General features: G+C 73.9%; 19 protein-coding genes. 6 read left to right on the top strand and 13 right to left on the bottom strand.

The annotated features are described in order from the left end of the window. Nucleotides 1-7: 7 nt before the first annotated feature. The 3 genes from ykgO to ACIGEZ_RS19095 form a co-directional block, all read right to left on the bottom strand. A complete protein-coding gene (gene ykgO, locus ACIGEZ_RS19105; protein ID WP_399832481.1) occupies nt 8-130 on the bottom strand; it encodes a type B 50S ribosomal protein L36 in 123 nt (40 codons plus the stop codon). Nucleotides 131-132: 2 nt separating this feature from the next. Beyond that, on the bottom strand, nt 133-297 hold the full coding sequence (gene rpmG / locus ACIGEZ_RS19100) for a 50S ribosomal protein L33 (RefSeq protein WP_399832479.1): 165 nt from the start codon (nt 295-297) through the stop codon (nt 133-135). An 86-nt stretch (nt 298-383) separates the two neighbouring features. Beyond that, nucleotides 384-752: a hypothetical protein gene (locus tag ACIGEZ_RS19095; protein WP_399832477.1), complete on the bottom strand. Its 369-nt coding sequence runs from the start codon at nt 750-752 to the stop codon at nt 384-386. Between the two features lie 54 nt (nt 753-806). Between ACIGEZ_RS19095 and ACIGEZ_RS19090 the strand changes: the two genes are divergently transcribed. The 3 genes from ACIGEZ_RS19090 (at nt 807) to ACIGEZ_RS19080 (ending at nt 4,720) form a co-directional block, all read left to right on the top strand. Then, nucleotides 807-1,190, top strand: a complete 384-nt coding sequence (locus ACIGEZ_RS19090) for a hypothetical protein (RefSeq protein WP_399832475.1) — start codon at nt 807-809, stop codon at nt 1,188-1,190. Nucleotides 1,191-1,284: 94 nt separating this feature from the next. Next, nucleotides 1,285-3,264, top strand: a complete 1,980-nt coding sequence (locus ACIGEZ_RS19085; protein ID WP_399832473.1) for a protein kinase — start codon at nt 1,285-1,287, stop codon at nt 3,262-3,264. A gap of 166 nt (nt 3,265-3,430) precedes the next feature. Next, nucleotides 3,431-4,720 (top strand): MFS transporter, encoded by a 1,290-nt coding sequence (locus tag ACIGEZ_RS19080; protein ID WP_399832471.1) that lies wholly within the window; start codon nt 3,431-3,433, stop codon nt 4,718-4,720. Here the strand turns inward: ACIGEZ_RS19080 and ACIGEZ_RS19075 are convergent. Both ACIGEZ_RS19075 and ACIGEZ_RS19070 read right to left on the bottom strand, forming a co-directional pair. Continuing rightward, nucleotides 4,692-5,711, bottom strand: a complete 1,020-nt coding sequence (locus ACIGEZ_RS19075; protein ID WP_399832469.1) for a CU044_5270 family protein — start codon at nt 5,709-5,711, stop codon at nt 4,692-4,694. The two genes, ACIGEZ_RS19080 and ACIGEZ_RS19075, sit on opposite strands and share 29 nt — an antisense overlap. Next, nucleotides 5,708-6,427, bottom strand: a complete 720-nt coding sequence (locus ACIGEZ_RS19070) for an RNA polymerase sigma factor (protein ID WP_399832467.1) — start codon at nt 6,425-6,427, stop codon at nt 5,708-5,710. Before ACIGEZ_RS19070 ends, ACIGEZ_RS19075 begins: the two co-directional genes overlap by 4 nt. 94 nt (nt 6,428-6,521) lie before the next feature. On the opposite strand from ACIGEZ_RS19070, the gene ACIGEZ_RS19065 reads away from it, so the two are divergent. Further along, a complete protein-coding gene (locus ACIGEZ_RS19065) occupies nt 6,522-8,126 on the top strand; it encodes a serine protease (RefSeq protein WP_399832466.1) in 1,605 nt (534 codons plus the stop codon). 147 nt (nt 8,127-8,273) lie between these two features. Here the strand turns inward: ACIGEZ_RS19065 and ACIGEZ_RS19060 are convergent, their stop codons facing one another. Together ACIGEZ_RS19060 and ACIGEZ_RS19055 are read right to left on the bottom strand one after the other, a co-directional pair. Next, nucleotides 8,274-9,164: a sigma-70 family RNA polymerase sigma factor gene (locus ACIGEZ_RS19060; protein WP_399832464.1), complete on the bottom strand. Its 891-nt coding sequence runs from the start codon at nt 9,162-9,164 to the stop codon at nt 8,274-8,276. Nucleotides 9,165-9,251: 87 nt separating this feature from the next. Continuing rightward, nucleotides 9,252-9,656, bottom strand: a complete 405-nt coding sequence (locus tag ACIGEZ_RS19055) for a DUF4440 domain-containing protein (protein WP_399832462.1) — start codon at nt 9,654-9,656, stop codon at nt 9,252-9,254. Between the two features lie 295 nt (nt 9,657-9,951). Between ACIGEZ_RS19055 and ACIGEZ_RS19050 the strand changes: the two genes are divergently transcribed. Together ACIGEZ_RS19050 and ACIGEZ_RS19045 are read left to right on the top strand one after the other, a co-directional pair. Then, nucleotides 9,952-10,872 (top strand): universal stress protein, encoded by a 921-nt coding sequence (locus tag ACIGEZ_RS19050; protein ID WP_399832460.1) that lies wholly within the window; start codon nt 9,952-9,954, stop codon nt 10,870-10,872. Nucleotides 10,873-11,029: 157 nt separating this feature from the next. After that, nucleotides 11,030-11,404 carry an STAS domain-containing protein gene (locus tag ACIGEZ_RS19045; RefSeq protein WP_399832458.1) on the top strand — a complete coding sequence of 125 codons (375 nt, stop codon included), beginning with the start codon at nt 11,030-11,032 and terminating at the stop codon, nt 11,402-11,404. Between the two features lie 57 nt (nt 11,405-11,461). Here the strand turns inward: ACIGEZ_RS19045 and ACIGEZ_RS19040 are convergent, their stop codons facing one another. From ACIGEZ_RS19040 to ACIGEZ_RS19015, 6 genes are all read right to left on the bottom strand, one after another. Beyond that, complete coding sequence (locus ACIGEZ_RS19040; RefSeq protein WP_399832456.1) at nt 11,462-12,190, bottom strand: GNAT family N-acetyltransferase; 729 nt, start codon at nt 12,188-12,190, stop codon at nt 11,462-11,464. Nucleotides 12,191-12,454: 264 nt separating this feature from the next. Next, entirely contained in the window at nt 12,455-13,150 is a 696-nt protein-coding gene (locus ACIGEZ_RS19035) for a ribonuclease H (protein ID WP_399832454.1), read from the bottom strand. 141 nt (nt 13,151-13,291) lie between these two features. Next, nucleotides 13,292-15,946, bottom strand: a complete 2,655-nt coding sequence (locus tag ACIGEZ_RS19030) for an ATP-binding protein (RefSeq protein ID WP_399832452.1) — start codon at nt 15,944-15,946, stop codon at nt 13,292-13,294. 10 nt (nt 15,947-15,956) lie between these two features. Next, nucleotides 15,957-16,382 (bottom strand): hypothetical protein, encoded by a 426-nt coding sequence (locus ACIGEZ_RS19025; RefSeq protein ID WP_399832450.1) that lies wholly within the window; start codon nt 16,380-16,382, stop codon nt 15,957-15,959. Between the two features lie 74 nt (nt 16,383-16,456). Beyond that, nucleotides 16,457-17,809: a radical SAM protein gene (locus ACIGEZ_RS19020; RefSeq protein ID WP_399832448.1), complete on the bottom strand. Its 1,353-nt coding sequence runs from the start codon at nt 17,807-17,809 to the stop codon at nt 16,457-16,459. Between the two features lie 140 nt (nt 17,810-17,949). Beyond that, the gene (locus tag ACIGEZ_RS19015) at nt 17,950-18,864 is read right to left on the bottom strand and encodes an AAA family ATPase (RefSeq protein WP_399832446.1); all 915 of its coding nucleotides are present in this window, start codon (nt 18,862-18,864) and stop codon (nt 17,950-17,952) included. Nucleotides 18,865-18,866 lie beyond the last annotated feature (2 nt).

The raw sequence follows: 18,866 nt of genomic DNA, 5'->3' as shown, positions 1-18,866 counted from the left end.
GCGACCGTCAGCCCTGGCGGGCCTTGAAGCGGGGGTCCTTCTTGTTGATCACGTACGTCCGGCCGCGCCGGCGGACCACCTGGGCTCCGGGCCTGGTCTTCAGGGAGCGTACGGAGTTGCGTACCTTCATCGTCAGCGCACCTCTCGGAACTCGACGTGCTCCCCTGCGACCGGGTCGTACTTGCGCAGGACCAGACGGTCGGGATCGTTCTGGCGGTTCTTGCGGGTCACATAGGTAGCGCCGGTTCCTGCGGTGGAACGGAGAGTGACCACCGGGCGCTGGGTGCTGCGTGGCATGGAGTGCTCCTTCCGGCCGGCAGGCGCCGAGATCGTTTGACTCGGGCATGTCAGCCTCACCCCGTGCAACAGCAGCACCCCCTGGCTCATTCCCGCCGGTCCCCCACCCGGGGATCCGCCCGGACGACCGCGTCGAAGAGCAGCCAACCGTCCAGCACGGTCTCCCGGCGCCCGGTCTCGCGTGCCCCTCGGGCCGTGGCCTCGTCAAGAAGGCGGCGGACGACACCCGGCTCGTTGAGATTGAGGGTCGACTCGCCGTCGCCGACGGAGCCGGTGTGGCCCATGTACTCGGGGACGAAGCGCCCGGGGCCCTCGCTGAACACGATCCGCAGGGTCTCGGCTCCGTCCCGGTGGAGGGACACGGTCTCGCTGCACGGGCGGCAGGCGTGCCGTACCGACCACAGCCATGTCGCGTCGGGGACGACCAGGCGCCGGACGGCGCGTCGATTGCTCACCCTGGCACCCTACGGCGGACGAGCCGTCGCGAGCATCGGCAATACGGTGACGGCATGACCGACGCCCTGCCCCCTGACCTGGCCTTCGCCCTCGACGCCCTGCTGGACGACGACGACCCCGTGCACGAGGCCCTGCGGCGGCAGCTTCCGCACCTGCGGACGGCCGGGTGCTGCTCCTGCGGATGCGGGACCACCGACTTCGCACTCGACACCTCCGCCGTACCGCCGGCTCCGGCCGAGGACGGCGTCCGGACGGTGGCCGGAAGGCTGTTCGAGGCCGAGGACGGCAGCCTGCTGGGCGAGCTGGTCCTGTTCGCACAGGACGGCTACCTCTCCTGGCTCGAAGTGTGCGACCTGACCGCCCTGGACAGCGACGTCAAGGTGACGCTGGAACTCGCCGTACGCTCCCTCAAGTTCCCGGCCGCCCCTTCCCCTTGACCGCGGCCGTCATGCGTTCCGGTCGGATGGCGTCCCCGGCAGCCGATAAGGTGCCGTTCGATATCGGTCAGCTACGTGGGGAGACTTGAGTTTCATGAGTGGTCAGCAGCCGGACCTGGGCGGCGCATCCGCGGTGTTCCAGCCGCTCGCGGCGGACGATCCCACCACTGTGGCCGGTTACCGGCTTGCCGCCCGGCTCGGTGCCGGTGGCATGGGCAAGGTGTACCTGTCGTACACGCCCGGCGGCCGGCCCGTGGCCATCAAGTTGATCCGTCCCGAGTTCGGCGAGGACGCCGAATTCCGGCGCCGGTTCGCGCAGGAGGTGCGGTCCGCGCAGCGCGTGCAGGGGCTGTTCACCGCGCCGGTGATCGACGCCGACGCCGAGGGCGCGCAGCCGTGGCTGGCCACCGCCTACGTGCCGGGGCCCTCGCTCGCCGACGCGGTCGTGGCGCACGGGGCACTGCCGGTCGAGACCGTGCTGCTGCTGGTCGCGGGCATGGCCGAGGCGCTCCAGGTCATCCACGGGGCCGGTATCGTGCACCGTGACCTCAAGCCGTCCAACGTGCTGCTCGCCGCGGACGGGCCCCGCGTCATCGACTTCGGCATCGCCCACGCCGCCGACGCGACCTCGCTCACGGGCAGCGGGGTCACCATCGGCACGCCGTCGTTCATGGCACCCGAGCAGGCCGCGGGCCGCCGGGTGACGGCGGCCACCGACGTGTTCGCGCTCGGTCAGGTCGCTGCGTACGCGTCGACGGGTGCGCCCGCGTTCGGCGAGGGGACCTCGCACGGGGTGCTGTACCGGATCGTGCACGAGGAGCCGGACCTCAGCCGCGTTCCCGAGCGGCTGACCGAGCTGGTCACGCGCTGTCTCGCCAAGGACCCCGAGGCCAGGCCGTCCGTCGCCGAGGTCATCCGGCTCTGCCAGGCGGCGAACGCGGCGACGGTGCTGCGCCGGCCCGAGGACTGGCTGCCGGGCGCCGTCTCCGCCGACATCACGGCCCGTACGGCGGCTCCGGCCCCGGTCCAGACCCCGCCGCCGCCGGCCACGGCGCCTTCGGTCACGGCACCGTCCCCCATGGCGCCCTCCCCCATGGCGCCCTCCCACGCGACCCCGCCGCCCACCGCGCCTTCCGCTACGGCGCCTCCGGTGGCCTATTCGCCGACGATGCCGGCCAACCCGTCCGGCCCGTCCGGCGCGTCCTCCCCGGCCGGCCCGGTCGCCCCGCCCGGCGCGCCGACTCCGCCGTATCAGGCGCCCGGCCCGGCGCACTCCCCCGCGCACGCGTACGCGCCGACGCAGGGCCCGGCCACGGCGCCGGGCTCCTACCCCACGCAGACGCCGTTCCACACCCAGGCACCCACGTTCCACCCCCAGCCGCCGTTCCCCGCACAGGGCCGGCCCCCGGCGAAGCCGAAGAGTTCGACGAAGCGGACCCTGCTCATCGTGCTCGCGGCCGCCCTGGTCTTCGGCGTGGGCGGCGCGGGCACCGCGTACGTCATGCTGAAGGACAAGGGGCGGGACACCAACGCGACCGACTCCAACGACAAGCCGGACGGAAAGACCGCCGGACAGACCGGGCAGACCGGTCAGACCGCCGGACAGACGAACGGACAGACCGGCGGGACGAGTGACGGCAGCGAGACGCCCGCGTCGAAGCCGTCCACCAAGCCCGACCCGCAACCGGCGGACTTCAAGAACATCAACCTCACCGCCGGCTACCACCTGACCTTCGGCGACGCCGTCCTGCGCCCCCAGGACGGCGAGGACGGCGGGTACGACCTCTCCTACGACACCGGCGGATACCTCGACGCCGAGAGCACCGGCGGCACCATGGTGCTGCTCGACCCGGGACAGGAGGGCTCGCTCGAGGTCTGCCGCGCCGACACCCGGTTCACCCAGGACGTGTACGTGAACAAGCTGTCCCCGGGCCGGCAGGTCTGTGTCACCACGGGCACGGGCCACTTGGGCCTGGTCACGGTGAAGGGCTTCTCCCCGGAGGGCTCCCCCAGCACGTACATGACGCTGGACCTGACGGTGTGGCGCAACGGGGCTCCCGCCGCCGGCAGCTGATCGCGAACCCCGAACGGGCCCCCGCGCGAGACCACGTGACACCACGTGACAGCGCGGGGGCCCAACGGGGCTCCGCACAGGCTCTTCCGACAACTCTCTTGCTCTTGCGAGTAATAAGCAACAAGCTAGGCGAGTCCTTACCCCAGCCAGGACTCGGAGCCCCGCCATGCCCAAGCTCGTGCCCGACACGGGACCGCAGCGCGTCATCGCCGCGTCGAACCTCGTCAACACGATGGGCAGCGGGCTCTACCTGACCGCGGGCGTCCTGTACTTCACCCAGGCGGTGCACCTCCCGGCCGGCCAGGTGGGGCTCGGACTCGGCGCCGCGGGGCTCGTGTCACTGGTCGTCGGGATCGGCGCCGGGCACCTCGCGGACCGCCGGGAGGCGCGCGGCGTGTACGCGGTCACGCTCGTGGTGCGGGCGGCGGCGACGGGCGGGTTCCTGTTCGCGGACCGGCTCTGGCTGTTCGTCGTGGCGGTCTGCGCGGCGACCGCGGCGCAGGCGGCCGGTCTCGCCGCGCGCAGCCCGATCATCCGGCGGCACGGCGGGGACCGGCCGCAGGAGTTCCGCGCCTATCTGCGGGCGGTCACGAACGTCGGCATCTCGCTCGGGGCGCTGCTCGCGGGATGGGCGGTCCAGGTCGGCACCCTGACGGCGTACCAGCTCCTCGTCATCGGCAACACCGTCGCCTTCGCCGCCTCCGCGGCCGTCCTCGTCCTCCTGCCGCCGGTCCCGCCGGTGCCCGCGGCGGGCGGGCCCCGCTGGATCGCGCTCCGGGACCGGCCGTATCTGCTGATCACCGCGATCGACGGTGTCATGGCCATCCAGTTCAAGGTGCTCACGGTGGCGGTCCCGCTGTGGCTGGTGGGGGCGACGAGGGCCCCGCACTGGCTGATCGCGGGCACCATGCTGGTGAACACGGTCATCGTCATCGGTCTCCAGGTGCGCGCCAGCCGCGGAATCGACTCCCCCGCCGCCGGCGGGCGGGCCTACCGGCGGGCCGGGGTCGCCTTCCTGGTCTCCTGCGCGCTCGTATCGCTGGCCGCGGGGACACCGGAGTGGGCGGCGGCGACGCTCCTGCTGACCGCCGTGGTGGTCCACACGGTCGGTGAACTGTGGCACTCCGGCGCGGGCTTCGAGATCTCCTTCGCCCTCGCGCCCGAGCACGCCACCGGCCAGTACCTGGGCGTCTTCGGGCTGGGCGCCGGACTCGCCGAGGGCTTCGGTCCGGCGCTCCTGATCGGGCTCTGCATCGGGTGGGGCCGCCCCGGGTGGTACGTGACCGGGGCGCTGTTCGCCCTCACCGGGCTGGCCGCGCCGTTCGCCGTCCGCTGGGCACAGCGGACGCGGCTCACCGGCGAGGTGGCGACGGGCGGGGCGCTCACGCCCTCGGCGACGCCTGCGCCCCCCGCGCCGGCGAAGCCCCTCACGGCCGTTCGCCGGGGCGGTTCGTGACCTCCTTCGCCAGTACGGCGGAGCTGCCGAGGACCGCGCCTGCGGGGCCCGCGGGCGTGGCGCGGGTGAGGACGGTGCGTTCGCCGAGGAAGGCCGAGGTGGCGCGGTCGAAGATCCACTGGGTCTGCTCTCCGTACGGGGCGGTACGGGCCACGGCGACGCCCTCGCGGCCGGCCGCGTCGGTGGCGGAGGGCAGGACGGTGGTGCCGGGGATCCTCGCGGCGGCCTCGTAGAGCGCGGCGGTCACGCTTGGGGGCGCCCAGGTCTCCGCGAGGAGGGTGCCGATGGCGGTGAAGGCCCGCTGGTGGCGGTCGGCGCCGGAGGTGGTGCGGGTCTGGGCGTAGACGAGGCGCAGGAGGGCGTCCGGGTCGGTGGGCAGGGAGGCGACATAGCTGTGGGTCGGGTGCGTGACCGACGCGGGCGGGGTCTCGGCGGGCGCCTTGCGGGGCGCGGCGCCGCGGTGGTCGAGGAGGTAGACGGGGGCGGTGCTCCCGCCGAGCGGCGTATCGGGGCTCCCCTGCTCGCGCAGCAGGCCGGGGCGGGTCCCGTCGGCGGAGAGCCAGACCTGGCGGCGATGGGCCGCCGGCAGGGCGGCGGGCCCGCCGTCGGCGCTGCGGGCCGCATGGGCGACCAGGCTCTCGATGTAGACGAACTGCTCGGGTCGCGCCTCGGCGTGAGGGGTCGCCGCCGCCGCGAGCGCCGCGCGCGAGAGGACCCGCGCGGCCGCGGGCGCGGCCACCGCGGTGCCCGGGGCGCGGGGCGTCGGCTGCTCGCCTGCGACGAGGGCGAGCACCACGGCACTCGCGACCGCGCCGCAGGCCACGGCGGACACGGCGAAGCGCGGGATACGGCGGCGGGTGCGGTCCTGAGCGGCATTCAGGATCCGGTGCTTCAGGGCCTGGTGCCGCAGCGGCGGCAGGTCCGGGACGTCCGGGGCGGGCAGCAGACGGGCGAGTTCGGCGCGCAGGGCGTCGTCGGCGGGAGTCTTCACAGCGAGTTCTCCGGGGCGGGTCGGCGCACGGGGGTGGGGCGTGCGGGCGGGAGGGGGGTGGGTGCTGCGGGGTCCACGCGGCGTGCGGACACGCCGGCGGCCGAGGTGGCGGGGAGCCGTACGGCAGGCGTCGCCGGGGGCGGCGCGGAGTCGGGCCCTGGTCGTCGGCGGTCGTGGCGGGTCGTGCGGAGTTCGGCGTCGGCGAGGGTGCGGAGGCGGTCGCGGGCGCGGGACAGCCGGGAGCGGACCGTGCCGACCGGGATGCCCAGGGCCTGCCCGGCCGCCGCGTAGTCGAGGCCGGCCCACACCACCAGGGCGAAGACCTCGCGGTCGCGCCGGCGCAGCTGTTTCAGCGCGGCGCGGGCGGCCCGCAGTCGCTCCGTGTCGGACAGCCGGGCCACGACGTCCTCGGCGAAGTCCGGGAGCACCCCGCGGTCGGCCAGCCGGGCCAGTGCCACGTCACGGCGGCGCGCCTCGCGGGCGGTGCTGCGCAGGATGTTGGTGGCGATGCCGAGGAGCCAGGGTCTGAGCCCGTCCCCGTCCGGGTGCAGACGCTCGCGGCAGCGCCAGGCCTCCAGGAACGTGGCCGAGACCACGTCCTCGGCGGCGGCCGGGTCGCCGCACACGCGGAGCGCGTACCGGTAGAGAACCTGCGCGTGCTCGTCGTACGCCTCGCCGAGCGCTGCCGGATCCCCGGTACGGAAACGATTCCTCATAGGTGATTCCACATGAGGTACTGGGCACTGGTTCGCCAGGGTTCCCGTGACCTATGTCACGGGAACGCCGCAGGTCGTGGGCCCAGTGCTGGTCATGAACGACTTCTCGAAGACCCGGCGGACCGTGCTGCGCGGGCTCGCCCTCGCCGCGGCCGGCACCTGCCTGCCCGCCGCCGCCACTGCCAATGCCGCTTCCGCTTCCGCCGTCCCGGCCACGACGGAGACGTACGCGCTGACGCTCACTCACCTCGGCCGGTCCGGCTCCGCCTGCCGCGACTACCTCAGCCACGTCATCGGCCTGTCCGGTGCGGCCGCCGGGACGACGACCACCTTGCAGCCGGAACCGGAGGACGGGTCCGGCAGCGTCACCGTCCGTGTGCCCAGGGGCCGTTACCTGCTCGACAGCACCCTCCCCGCCTACGGCACGGACGGCGAGACGTACCTCGGGACGGACTGGATCGTCCAGCCGCGCCTGGAGATCGACCGCGACACGACCGTCGTCCTCGATGCCCGCACCGCGGCGCCGGTGGACGTCCGCCCGCCGGAGGCCGGCGCCGAGTTCGTGCACGGCGGGGCGTTCGTCGAGGTCACCCACGGCGGGCGCACCGCCCTTGTCAACGTGCTGAACCTGACCGCGACCCTGCGCGTGGCGCACATCGGCCCGGCGGCGGAACCCGGTTCGGTCCGGCAGTGGGTCGATACGTACTGGCAGGGGGCCACCGACCGTTACGCCCTCGGCTGGACCTTCACCTCCGACCGGGCGCTGACCGGTCTGGTCCGGCGGCCCGCGGCCCGCGAGCTCGCGACGCTCGTCGTCCGCGCCGCCGCCCCGGGGCCCGACGGCGGGTACGGCATCGTGGCCTTCCAGCCGTCGGCCGGGCCTGCCGACGCCCTGCCCCTGGCGTTCCGCGTACCGGGCGAGGTGACGTTGAAGGTGACGCCCGAGCGCGGCGGCTACGACGTCCTCTACAGCGCCCCCGCCCCCGAAGAGGTCGCGGCCAACCGCTACGAGGTGCTCGGCATCGGGTTCACGGCCGGGGCGACCGTCACCCACACGTTCGACGCGCCGGTCTTCGGTCCCGCCCTCGACCCCGCCCCCGGCGCCCGGCCCCCGGGCCTGCGCAGCGGCGACTCGCTCACCCTCGCGCTCGCCCTGCTCGCGGACGGAGACGGCAACGTGCCGGCACTGCCGCCGTACGAGAGCGCCTCGACCACGCTGCACCGCAACGGCGCACTCGTGGGCACCCGCCAGGGCACGCCGGGCCACGCCGAGTTCACCGTGCCTCCCGCGCGGGCCGCGTACCGGCTGACCACCACCGCGGCCCGCCCCGGCGGCCGTGTCACGGCGTCGTGGACCTTCGTCTCGGCCGCGACTCCCCGGCCCACGGAACTGCCCCTGAGCGTCATCCGGTTCGCCCCCGTCCTCCGTACGGACGGCACCGCCCCGGCGCGCACCGTGACCCGGGTACCGGTGACCGTCCACGGCGCGGCGGCGAGGACGGGCGTCCGGTCCCTGACCGTGTCGGTGTCGACCGACCAGGGCGCCACCTGGACCCGGGTCCCGGTCACCGGCGGCCGGGCCGCCGTCCCGACCCCCGCGGCGGGCGGGACCGTCTCCCTGCGCGCCGAACTCACCGACACCGACGGCAACACCCTCACCCAGACTCACCTCGGCGCCTACCGCACGAGCGCGGCCTGACCCGCACCCTCACCGTTCTCGGTCGAGCAGGTCGCCGACCTGCTCGACCCGCCCGTCAGGACCGTCCGGCGTACGTGCGCGACGGGCGGCCGTGGGCGACCCGGATGGGGAAGCGGTACCGGCTCGCGCCGACAGGTCCAGGCCGAGCTACGGTGCGTCGGGCCACAGCACGTCCAGCTCCATCGCCTTCAGCCGCTCCGGCTCCGCGACGACCTCGATCCCGCTGATCAGACCGTCCGTCACCGTGAAGGTCAGCACGAGGCGCAGGCGCCCCAGCGGTGCCATCGCGAGGCCGACCGTGCCGTCGATGAGCGCCAGGCCGGTGAAGGCCGCGCGGGCCATCGCCGCCATGGCGCCCTCCGCCACGGTGCGGCCGCCGGCCACGACGATCGGCTCGGGCGTCGGTACGACCAGCCGGTCGGCGTGCAGGACGGCGTCCGGGTGCAGCAGCGCGACCAGCGCCTCGAAGTCGCCGCCCCTGGTCGCGGCCAGGAACGCCTCCACCACGCGCCGCTGCAGGGACAGGTCCGCCGCGCCGGAGACGGTGCCGCCCCGCACCCTGCGGCGAGCGCGGCTCGCGAGCTGCCGTACGGCGGCCGGGGTGCGCTCCAGCATGGGGGCGATGTCGTCGAACGGGACGGCGAACATGTCGTGGAGGACGAAGGCGAGACGCTCGGCGGGGGCGAGGGTGTCGAGGACGACGAGCAGGGCCACGCCGACGGAGTCGGCCATCAGCGCCTCCTCCTCGGGGTCGGGACCCGGCTGGTCGACGTCCGATTCGCGCAGCCGGTCGTCGAGGGAGTCCTCGCGCCGACGGTCCCGGGACCTGAGCATGTTGAGGCAGACCCGGGAGACGATGGTGGTCAGCCAGCCGCCGAGGTTCTCCACGCCCGTGATGCCGGCGGCGTTCGCGCGCAGCCACGCCTCCTGCAGGGCGTCGTCGGCCTCGGCGAGCGAGCCGAGCATGCGGTAGGCCACCGCCCGTAGATGGGCCCGGTCCCGCTCGAACCGCTCGGTCAGCAGCGTGCGCTCGTCCATGTCCCGCATCCCCGTTCATGATCTTGCCTGGCCGACCCCCTGATCGACACCCTGGGCCGGCACAACGCATCATGGCAGCACCGGCGTTCACGCCTCGGCGACGGGTGTGCCCTGGTGGTAGTACATGCGCCAGCCCGCGTCGCCGTCCCCCTTGCGCCACAGCGAGCTGCGGCGGGCCCGACGGCCGTCGATGGCCGTCTCGTACGTGACGTGGACGAGGCCGGGCGCGAGGAGCACCCCGCGCAGGCCGGAGGGCTCGTAACGCGGCCCCTCCTGCGTGCCGCCGTCGAGCCCGGGAAGCGCGGCGAGCATCTCCTCGTACGTCCAGCGCCGCCCGGAGGCGCCGACCTCGACGAACTCGGGGTCGAGGAGGCGTCGGGCCTCGGCGGCGGAGACGCGGGCGGAGGGGTCCATCAGGCGCAGTTCACCGGCCACGGCGGCGGCGATCGCGTCCTGCTCGGGGTCGTGGTGCGACGTGTTCACGGGGGACATCCTCGCCTGGCGGCGGCCCGGCGGCCAGGAATTTCGTACCGACGGGCAGGCGGACGGGCGCACTTGCTTGGTCGACGCCCGGGGACTCGCCGCGATCGAACGGGCGGAACGGGCCCGGGGCGGCGCGGCCGGCCGGCCGGCCGCGGGTCAAGCTGGGACGGTGCCCGAGCTGGTCGCCGCGGCGAAGGGACGGCGGGGGTTGCCGCGCTGAGGGCGCGGGGGCGAGGTTCGTCCTCGCCCCCGCCCCGGCGTGGCGTCGGGGGCGGGGTGAATGATCCCGATATGAGTGCGGAGTATGAGTGAAAAGTCAGCTGTCGTGGTGGGCGTGGACGGTTCCGAGCACAGCCGGCGGGCCCTGGAGTGGGCCCTGCACGCCGCGCGAAGCCTGAAGGCCCCGCTCACCGTCGCCCATGTCCTCCCGGACGCGCTGCAGCTCGGCAGCGCCCGGATCGCCTCGCTCGGCCCGTCACCCGACATCCCCGACACCCTGCTCGACGCCCTCGCCAAGGAGCTCGGGACGCAGGCCGAGGGGATGGACGTACGGTACGAGTCTCTCGACGGCTCCGTCGTCGACGCGCTCACCGGGGCGGCCCGGGACGCCCGGCTCCTCGTGGTCGGCTCGCGCGGGCGGGGCGGCTTCGCGAGCCTGCTGCTCGGCTCGACCAGCCGGGCCCTGGCCGCGGCGGCGCCCTGCACCCTGGTCGTCGTGCCGCACGAGGCACGGGCCGCCTCGCTTGAGCTCGGGGCGGAAGCGGGCCGGGTCCTGCTCGGGCTGCAGACCGACGAGACCCCCGACGAGGTCGTCGACTTCGCCTTCCAGACGGCGAAGCAGCGCGGGGTGGCCCTCGAGGTCGTGACGGCGTACCCGGTGCCGCCTTCCCCCGCCCTGCTCATCGGCGCGCCCGCACCCGCGCTCCAGGTGCCGCCGCCGATGCCCGACGAGACCCCGGAACTCGTCGAGACCACCACCCGCCACCAGGACGAGCGCCTGCGCACCTTCGCCGAGCGCTATCCGGACGTCGAGGTCAGCACCGCCGTCACCCCCACCGACGCGGCGGGCCGGCTGGTCGAGGACTCCCAGGAGGCGGGCCTCGTGGTCGTGGGCAGGCACCGCAGGCACCGGGTGGAGACGCTCCTCGTCGGCTCGGTCGCGCATGCCGTCCTGCACCACGCGCACTGCCCGGTCGCCGTCGTGCCACCCGTACGCACGCCCTGAACGCGCCCCCGCGCCACCAAGGGCGCCGATGGAGCCCGAGCGGACGGAAATGCGTCGTTTTCACCTCTTCGGGTGATGGCGGATGTGGAGAAACGTGTCTGCCTCTGTATGGACCGAGAACCTCGAGTCACGGGGGCCGATCCACTGGAGCGTGTCCATGCACCTGATCCGACGCCGCGAACCGCACCTCGCCGTCCGGTCGAGCCAGGGCCTGACCACGGTCGAGCTGTACGGCGAGCTCGACCTGGTCCTGGTCCAGCGCGTGCGGCCCGAACTCGACGTCCTGGCCCGCGAGGCGACGGCCCTCACGGTCGACCTGAGCCACGTCACGTTCTGCGACGCGTCGGGGCTCGGGCTTCTGGTGCGCTGTGCCCAGCGCGTCCGGGAGCGGGGCGCGACGTGGCGGCTGGTGTGCGATCAACCGATGACCCTGCGCCTGGTCCGGCTGGCCGGCCTCGACGACGTACTCCTGCCGACGCCGCCGGGGCCACCGGCGCCGCACCCGGGGATGCCGGGGCGGCTGCCGGTGTGAGCCGCAGAGCCGCGAAGCCACGGCTCGACCGGGGCCCGCGGGCCCGCAGGCCCCGCACTAGGCGGGCAGCAGTTCGCCCGCTCCGCCGTGCTCGCGGGTGTCGCGGGGGTAGGCCGACCGTTCGAGCCCGGCCTGCGGGCGCAGGCCCGGCAGACGGAGCTCGATGATGCCGCGGACGGCCGGCCACTCCTCGTCCAGAACGGAGTAGAACGCGGTGTCGCGGACCACTCCGTCCAGGCCGCGCGAGTGGGCCCGGCGCACCCCCTCACAGGTGGCGCCGAGGCGTTCGATCGCGGCCCGCGAGCGGCTGTTGCGGGCGTCGGCCCGCATCGAGATCCGGCGGACGCCCCAGGCCTCGAACGCGTGGCGCAGCATGAGGTACTTGGCCTCGGTGTTGACCCCTGTACCGCGCGCCTCGGTGGAGATCCAGGTATTGCCGATCTCGGCCGCGTCGGGGATGGCGGTGAGCGGGTCGCCGTGGGGGATGCCGGTGGTCGGCGGCCACACGAGCGGCCCACGCCAGTAGTCGAGTTCGAGGAAACGGGTGGATCCGAGGACCCGGCCGTTCAGCGGATTGACGATGGCGAAGGGCAACGCCCTGCCCGCCGCCTGGTCGGCGAGGGCACGGGCGATGTAGTCGCAGGAGGCATCAAGGCCGTGGGGCACGGCGGTGTAGGCATAGGCCGCACGATCCAGTGCGCCCGCCCAGGCGAGACCCTCGGCGTGGCGCATGGCCAACGGCTCCAGGCGCACGGTGCGCCCGGCAAGGACTACAGGTACTGGCACGGAACCTCGGGTCTTTCACGGGCAGGGGACATCCCGCGCCGGATCACGGCGAGGATGACGGGGTGAGGTTCGCGCCGGATGCCGACCACTTCGCCGCATGGGCAAAAAGGGCAGGTGAAACGGTTCGTCACCGGTGCGAGGAGGACAGTATGCAGTCCCGAGCGCTCCGAGAACAGAACCCCACACGAACCCGGGTACACACCTGGGTGAATGTCCGGTTTACCCCGATCCCCCACATGGCCCCAACGGGCCTCCCGTGACCCCCTAGGAGACCGCTTCCGCGCAGGTCGGATGGCCCCAGCCGTCGGGATTCCTGGTGATCGTCTCGCCCTTGCCGTACGGCTTGCCGCAGCGGCAACGACCGGGGAACCGGGCCTTGAGCGTGGGGGCCGACGAGGCCCCGCTCCTGGGCCGCCGGGCGCCCGCCGTCCTGGAGGCGCGCTTGGCGGCCGCGGGGCGGGTGGAGCCGGGCTCGGGCGGCGGCAGGGGCGAGCCCGCGGCCGACCCGGCCGGTTCCTGGGTGCGGGCGGAGTGGCTGGCGGCGCGGTCGGCCGCGTCGTTGAGGGGATCGCCGTCGACCTGGTGCGCGGGGGTGTACACGAACTCGACCCGCCGGTCGGCGAGCAGCTCGTCGATGCGTACGACCAGATCCTTGTTGGCCACGGGGGTGCCGGCCGAGGTCTTCCAGCCCTTGCGGCGCCAGCCGGGCAGCCAGGTCGTGACCGCCTTCATCGCGTACTGCGAGTCCATCCGCACCTCGGCGGGAACGGCGGGGTCGAGGTGCTCGAGGAGCCTTTGCAGCGCGGTGAGTTCGGCGACGTTGTTGGTCGCCGTGCCGAGCGGACCGGCCTCCCAGTGGGCGATCTCGCCGTCCCCGTTCCCGATGACCCAGGCCCAGGCGGCCGGGCCGGGGTTGCCCTTGGAGGCGCCGTCGCACGCCGCGATGATCTTCTCTGTCATCCCTCGATCCTGACATGCCCCCCGACGTGGCCGTGACCATCGGGCGTGCCGGACGGCCAGGCGAACGGGAACCCGCCCCGACCCTGTGGAGGTGCGGCGGCCGGGAGCGCCCTGAGAGAAGTCGCACCGCCCTGTCGGATCTCACTCGGCGGGAAAGCCCTCGTCCCTCAGGATCGCCTCCGTCCAGTGGAAGAAGAACGGGTCGCCGGTGCCCCGGGCGAGCTCCAGGGCCTTCGTCCACGTCTCCGCCGCCTCCTCCGCATGGCGCAGGGCGCGCAGGCCGAGGCCCAGGACGAGGAGGGCGGCGACCCGGCCCGGCTGGTCGTCCGCGGCGCGGCACAGGGTCTGCGCGCGCCGGGCGGCGGCCACGGCCTTCACCGGATACCCCGACCGGTAGTGGGCGTTGGCGAGGGTACTCAGCGCCCGCCCCGCCTCGCCCGCCTGCTGCTCCTCGGTGAGCAGGGCGACAGCCTGCTCGGCGGTCCCGGCGGCCTCCTGGTATCGGTGTAGGAGGAGCAAGGCGTGCGCCAGACCGGCGAGGGCCGCGCCCTGGCCGGGGACGTCGTCGAGTTCCTCGAGAATCGACAGTGCCCGTCGATGAGCGGAGACGGCCGCCTCGTAGGCGCCGGTCTCGAAGTGCCCGTGCGCGAGGCGGGTCAGGAGCCGCGCCTCCGCGGCGCGGTCGCCGATCCGGTGGTAGGCAGTGACGGCGAGGTCGAGGGCCACGGCCGGCAGCTTCTGGGACAGCTGGTCGAGAAGTTCGCACACCTCCCGCCAGGATCCGGTCTCGTCCTCCCCCACCCTCTCGGGCATGGCCTCCACCGCGCGCCGGGCGGCGAACCCGGTCATCTGGCCGATCCGGGACTGCTCCAGGGCCAGGCGGGCCCAGGCCAGGGCCTCCGCAAGGGGCGGACCGGTCCGTCCGGCCGTCTCGGCGGCCATGCGCAGCGCGCGCACGCCCAGGTCCCGGTACGCCACGGCGAGGCCGAACTCGGCGGTCGCCCGCGCGATCTCGACGCACAGCTCGTACACGAGCCGGCCGTCGTGGTCCCCGAGCAGGCGGTCGGCCTCGATCACCGCGTCGAGCGCCAGCCACAGGGATTCGCCGACGTCGTAGGACGACGCCGCGTCCCACGCCTCCTCGACGACGACCCGCTGGAAGCGCAGCATCGTCTCGGCCGTCTCGGCCGCCTCCTCCCGGCGCCCCGCCGCGTCCAGCGCCAGCGCCAGGTTGTCCAGGGCCCAGGTTCGGCCCGCGTGGTCGCCCGCCTCGGTGGCGAAGCGCACCGCGGTCCTGGCGGCCGCCTCCCACTCGGTCGTCTGGCCGCGGTGGGCATAGAGGGCGACCAGGCCCTCCTGGAGGCGCAGGGCGCCGTCGCTGTCGCCGAAGGTCGCGGCCATGGAGATCGCCGCCTGGAGGTTGGGGTGCTCACGGTCGAACCAGGCCAGGGCGAGTTCCGCGTCGGCGAACCGCGGGGTCGGCTCGTCGCTGCCGTGACGCAAGGTCCGTATCGCGGCGGCGGCCAGGTCGATGTAGTGGTTCAGAAGGCGGTTCGACGCCTCGTCCTGGTCGTCGCCCTCCTGGCCGAGGAGTTCGATGGCGTAGGCCCGGATGAGGTCGTGCTGGCGCCACAGCCCGTCCCCCGCCCGCTCGATGACGTGGGCGCGGGCGAGTTCGCGGATCAGCCGGCCGACCACGGTCTCGGATCCGCCGGCCAGCCGGGCGGCGGTCTCGGCGCTGAAGTGAGGCCCGGGGTTGAGGGGCAGCAGCCGGAAGACGCGGGCCTGTTCGGGCGTCAGGCGACGGTACGAGAGGTCGAAGGCGGCCCGGACCGCTCGCTCCCCGTCGTCCAGGACGTCGAGCCTGCTGTGCGCGCCGGCCAGCTCGCCGGCGAGCGCGCCAGGGGTGCGGTCGGGGTCGCGGGCCAGCAGGGCCGTGGCGATGTGCAGGGCCAGCGGCAGGTGCCCGCAGAGCGCGCTCAGGCGTGCCGTGCCGTCGGGGTCGTCGCGGACGCGGGTGTCGTCGGGGACGAGCAGGCTCAGCTGCTCCTCGACGAGCGAACGGGCGTCGGCCGGGGCGAGGCTGCCGAGGACGAGGGTGCGGGAGCCGCGGGCGGTGAGAGTGTGCCGGGAGGTGACGAGCGCCCGGTGCGCCCGGGAGCGCGGCAGGAGGTCGGCCACCTGGGCGGTGGTGGAGGCGTTGTCGAGGACGAGCAGCACCGGCCGGCCCTCGGCGGCGCGTTCGGCGAGCAGCCGGTGGAACTGGGCCGCCTGCCCCCGCGGGTCGGCGGCCGACGGGCCCTGCCCGCCGAGCGCGTGGAGCATGGGCGCGAAGACGTGCTGGGGCATGACCTGGTCGGCGGGGTCCGGCGCGTAGCCGTTGAGGTCGACGAAGACCGCGCCGCCCGGGTACCAGCCGCGTGCCACGGCCTCGGCCGCGCAGGACCGGGCGAGGGCCGTCTTGCCGATGCCGGCGAGTCCGGCGACGGAGGAGACGACGACCATGCCGGTGGCGCCGTGGGCCGGATCGAGGATGGCGAGGACGTCCCGTGACTCCTCGTCGCGGCCCACGAAGACGTCTTCCACCGCCTCGCCCGCGGGCAGGACGGGTTCGACTACGGCCAGGGGGCCGGCCGGGCCCGTGTGGTGGTGGACCTCGGACAGATGGAGGTCGCGTGCCGCCTGGTAGACGCGTCCGCCGTCCGACGCCACGGCCTCCATACGGAGTGCCTGCGAGGGTGCTGCGGGGGCGGAGTCCGGCGCGGGCGACGGCTCGCGGGCGGGTTCCGGTGACACGGCCGACCGGTCAGTGCTCGGTGATGTTGATGTCGCCCCCGGCCTGGTAGACCCGGCCTCCATCGGTGGCGTGCGCCTCCATGTGCTGGGAGCCGATGACCTGGCCGTTCGACGTGGCGTTGGGTAGCGCGAGCTCGTCGGTCAGCCGGGCCAGCCGGGCCGTGAGTTCGGCGGTGAGGGCCGCGTCGGCGAGCAGCAGGTCACGCAGGCGGGTCTGCCAGAGCCCGACCATCGCCTCGCCGACGTCGGCACCGCCCCGCCCGTCGCCGACGAGCGTGTGCAGTCGCGTCAGGTCCTCCTCGACGTCCCCGGCCCGCTCGGGGTGTACGCGCCGCCAGAGGGCGACGACGCCCTCCCTCGCCTGCTGCCAGGCGTCCGTGGCCATCGCGCCGACGACTGCGGTGCCGGCCAGGCCCGCCACAGTGATCGGATCCAACGAGTCCCCCTCGATCCGTCCCGAACTGCCGTTCCGGCGCCCAGAATAGGGCCTGGGCGCCTGATGCGTACGGGCTATGCGGCGGGCTCCCCATCGGCCGGAAGGCCGGCCGGGGAGTCGCCCGGCAGGCTGTCCATGAAGGAGCTCACCGAGAAGACCGCGCGGCCGGGACCGGGCGGGCCGTATCCGGGGGGTGAGCTCAGGCCGTGGGACTCCATCGTCGCGCGGTAGGCCTCGAGCAGGCGGATGTGGTACTCCAGCGGCGCGCCCTCCGGGTTGGCCTTGCCCAGCGGGGTGGTGGGCTCGGGGCACCAGGTGGTGAAGCGGGGCGTGATGCCGCGGGACATGAAGTACTCCAGGCCCTCCGTGGTCGAGGCGATCGCCTCGTCGACCGTCGTGAAGCCGAAGGGCTCGGCCATCTCCACGCCCGCCACGAAGTTGGGGATGACGTTGCGCGGGCCGAAGACCTCCGCGGAGTCCAGGATCCGGCGGTGCCACTCGTCGCGGCCGACGTAGCGCTCCTTGCCGGGGCAGTACAGCTCGAACAGCCGGCGGTCCCACACCTCGTAGTTGGGGTGGTAGATCTGGATGCCGTAGTCCTTGAAGCGCTGCACGTCGGCCTTGGGCAGGGCCTGGGCGACGACCTTGCCGATCCAGCGGCCGGGGAAGCGGTCCTCGATGGCCTGGGCGTACTGGCCGTAGAAGTCCGCCTCGTCCTTGCCGCCGACCTGCGAGGTGACCGCGCCGCCGGTGAGGGTGTACGCGGTCGAGGCCCCGGTCGTGTCGTACTTGTCGATGATCGCCAGCGCCTCCAGGACCTCCTCCACGTCCTTGACGCCGGTGTACGGGCGTCCGGCGGCCTTGTGCTGGCGCCAGTTGTGGTTGATGTCGCAGTACTGGCACTCCTCCTTGGCGCCGAAGTACTGGCAGACGCGGAAGACGGTGAGATAGATCAGGTAGCCCCACTGGATCGTGGGGGCCACCTCCATCACGGACTTCCCGCTGGCGAGCGTGTGCCGGTAGTACTCCGGCATGGGCGGCAGGCCCACGTCGGCGATCCGGCGGCCGTCGAGGTAGAGCCCGAGCAGCCCGTCCTCGCCCGAGGCGACGCGGTACGGCGAGGCCGGGTTGACGCGTACGGAGACGACGGTGCGGCGCAGCCCGTACGGGCCGCCCGTGAGCACGATCTCCTCCGGCGGGCGGCGCAGGGCGGCCTCACCGAGCTCGGGCAGGGTGCGGTGGTCGAAGGAGAAGATGAAGTACGACTTGGGCTTGACCTCGCCGGACGCGTCATTGGCGCTGTCGGTGAGCGCGGACTCGTCGAAGGCGATGCCGCCGCGCAGCAGATCCTCCTTGATCACCGCCTCCCTGGGGACGTGCGGGAAGCGGTGCATGAGGTCTTCGACCTCGTCGGTGCGGCGGATCATGCGCGGAAACAACTCCTCGGTCGTGCGGTCGCAAGCCGTGGTGGGCCACCGGACACCCTAGGACGGCGGGCGGGGTGCGGCATCCGACGGGGGTCGCAGTCGGCCTAAGCCTCTCGGCCGAGGCCCCCGCCGCCCGCGCGTCAGAAGTTGCCGTAGTTGACCTGCCAGGTGGGCAGACCCATCCGGCGCCACACCGCCACCACCCGGTCCCGGTCGTCGAGCGACACGCGGACCGCGTAGCGGTGGCGCACGTGCGCGTCGAAGAGCTCGGCCTTCACCAGGTCGTCGGAGCGGCCGTCGCCGGAGGCCCGCATCCACAGTTCGTCGTACGGCACCTCGTACCGCTCCAGCCAGGCCTCGGTCAGGGCCCGGTGGTCCTCGCTGCGGCCGGAGAGCAGCACGATCCGGTCCTGGTGGGAGGCGCGGAAGGCGCGCAGGGCCTCGCGGACCGGCAGGTTCAGCAGGTCGAGGTCACAACGGCTGAAATCGTACGGTCCGCGGTCACCGCGCAGCGCGAGGGTGCCGTCGATGTCGCACAGGACGGCGGACGGCAGGGCGGGGTCGGCGACGTAAGGGGTGGCGGCGGGGCGGTCGTTGAGCCAGTCGCCGGTGAGCCGCCAGCCCCCGCGGGTGGCCTTGGCGTGCTTGTCGGCGAGGATGCGGATGATCTCCTCGCCTACGGGCCGCTCGCGGGCGGCGTCGCGGCGGACGCACTCGTCGACGGGCACGTCGGTGAAGTCGTGCACGACGAAGGTGGCCTCGCGGCCGGCGACGGCGGCCTTCAGGCGCCGCGGGATGTGCGGGGTCAGATGGGTGTTGTCGACGACGACGTCGAAGCCGTCGTCGACCGCGGCGCGGACGGCCACGTCCTGGATGCCGAGCACGGTCTGCTCGTGGGCGTGCGAGCGGCGGTCGCCGTTCGGCAGGTCGAGCATGGTGCGCAGGTCGTCGAGGTTGACGCGGCGCATCCGGCCCTCCGACTGCTCCTGCAGGGCGCGGGCGGCCGTCGTCTTGCCGGAGGCCGGCAGTCCGGTCATCACATGGACCACGGGCACGG

The organism is Streptomyces sp. NPDC085481 (assembly GCF_044541845.1).
Classification (GTDB): domain Bacteria; phylum Actinomycetota; class Actinomycetes; order Streptomycetales; family Streptomycetaceae; genus Streptomyces.
Note: the sequence above shows the minus strand (reverse complement) of the source record. Positions and strands in the feature narration are given on the sequence as shown.

Excerpts from the sequence above, each read along its gene's own strand:
- ACIGEZ_RS19090 (WP_399832475.1), top strand. The coding sequence starts at position 807 with ATGACCGACGCCCTGCCCCCTGACCTGGCCTTCGCCCTCGACGCCCTG.
- ACIGEZ_RS19060 (WP_399832464.1), bottom strand. The coding sequence starts at position 9,164 with ATGGACGAGCGCACGCTGCTGACCGAGCGGTTCGAGCGGGACCGGGCC.
- ACIGEZ_RS19035 (WP_399832454.1), bottom strand. The coding sequence starts at position 13,150 with ATGACAGAGAAGATCATCGCGGCGTGCGACGGCGCCTCCAAGGGCAAC.
- ACIGEZ_RS19045 (WP_399832458.1), top strand. The coding sequence starts at position 11,030 with ATGCACCTGATCCGACGCCGCGAACCGCACCTCGCCGTCCGGTCGAGC.
- ACIGEZ_RS19020 (WP_399832448.1), bottom strand. The coding sequence starts at position 17,809 with ATGATCCGCCGCACCGACGAGGTCGAAGACCTCATGCACCGCTTCCCG.
- rpmG (WP_399832479.1), bottom strand. The coding sequence starts at position 297 with ATGCCACGCAGCACCCAGCGCCCGGTGGTCACTCTCCGTTCCACCGCA.
- ACIGEZ_RS19080 (WP_399832471.1), top strand. The coding sequence starts at position 3,431 with ATGCCCAAGCTCGTGCCCGACACGGGACCGCAGCGCGTCATCGCCGCG.
- ACIGEZ_RS19055 (WP_399832462.1), bottom strand. The coding sequence starts at position 9,656 with ATGTCCCCCGTGAACACGTCGCACCACGACCCCGAGCAGGACGCGATC.
- ACIGEZ_RS19085 (WP_399832473.1), top strand. The coding sequence starts at position 1,285 with ATGAGTGGTCAGCAGCCGGACCTGGGCGGCGCATCCGCGGTGTTCCAG.
- ACIGEZ_RS19065 (WP_399832466.1), top strand. The coding sequence starts at position 6,522 with ATGAACGACTTCTCGAAGACCCGGCGGACCGTGCTGCGCGGGCTCGCC.
- ykgO (WP_399832481.1), bottom strand. The coding sequence starts at position 130 with ATGAAGGTACGCAACTCCGTACGCTCCCTGAAGACCAGGCCCGGAGCC.
- ACIGEZ_RS19050 (WP_399832460.1), top strand. The coding sequence starts at position 9,952 with ATGAGTGAAAAGTCAGCTGTCGTGGTGGGCGTGGACGGTTCCGAGCAC.
- ACIGEZ_RS19070 (WP_399832467.1), bottom strand. The coding sequence starts at position 6,427 with ATGAGGAATCGTTTCCGTACCGGGGATCCGGCAGCGCTCGGCGAGGCG.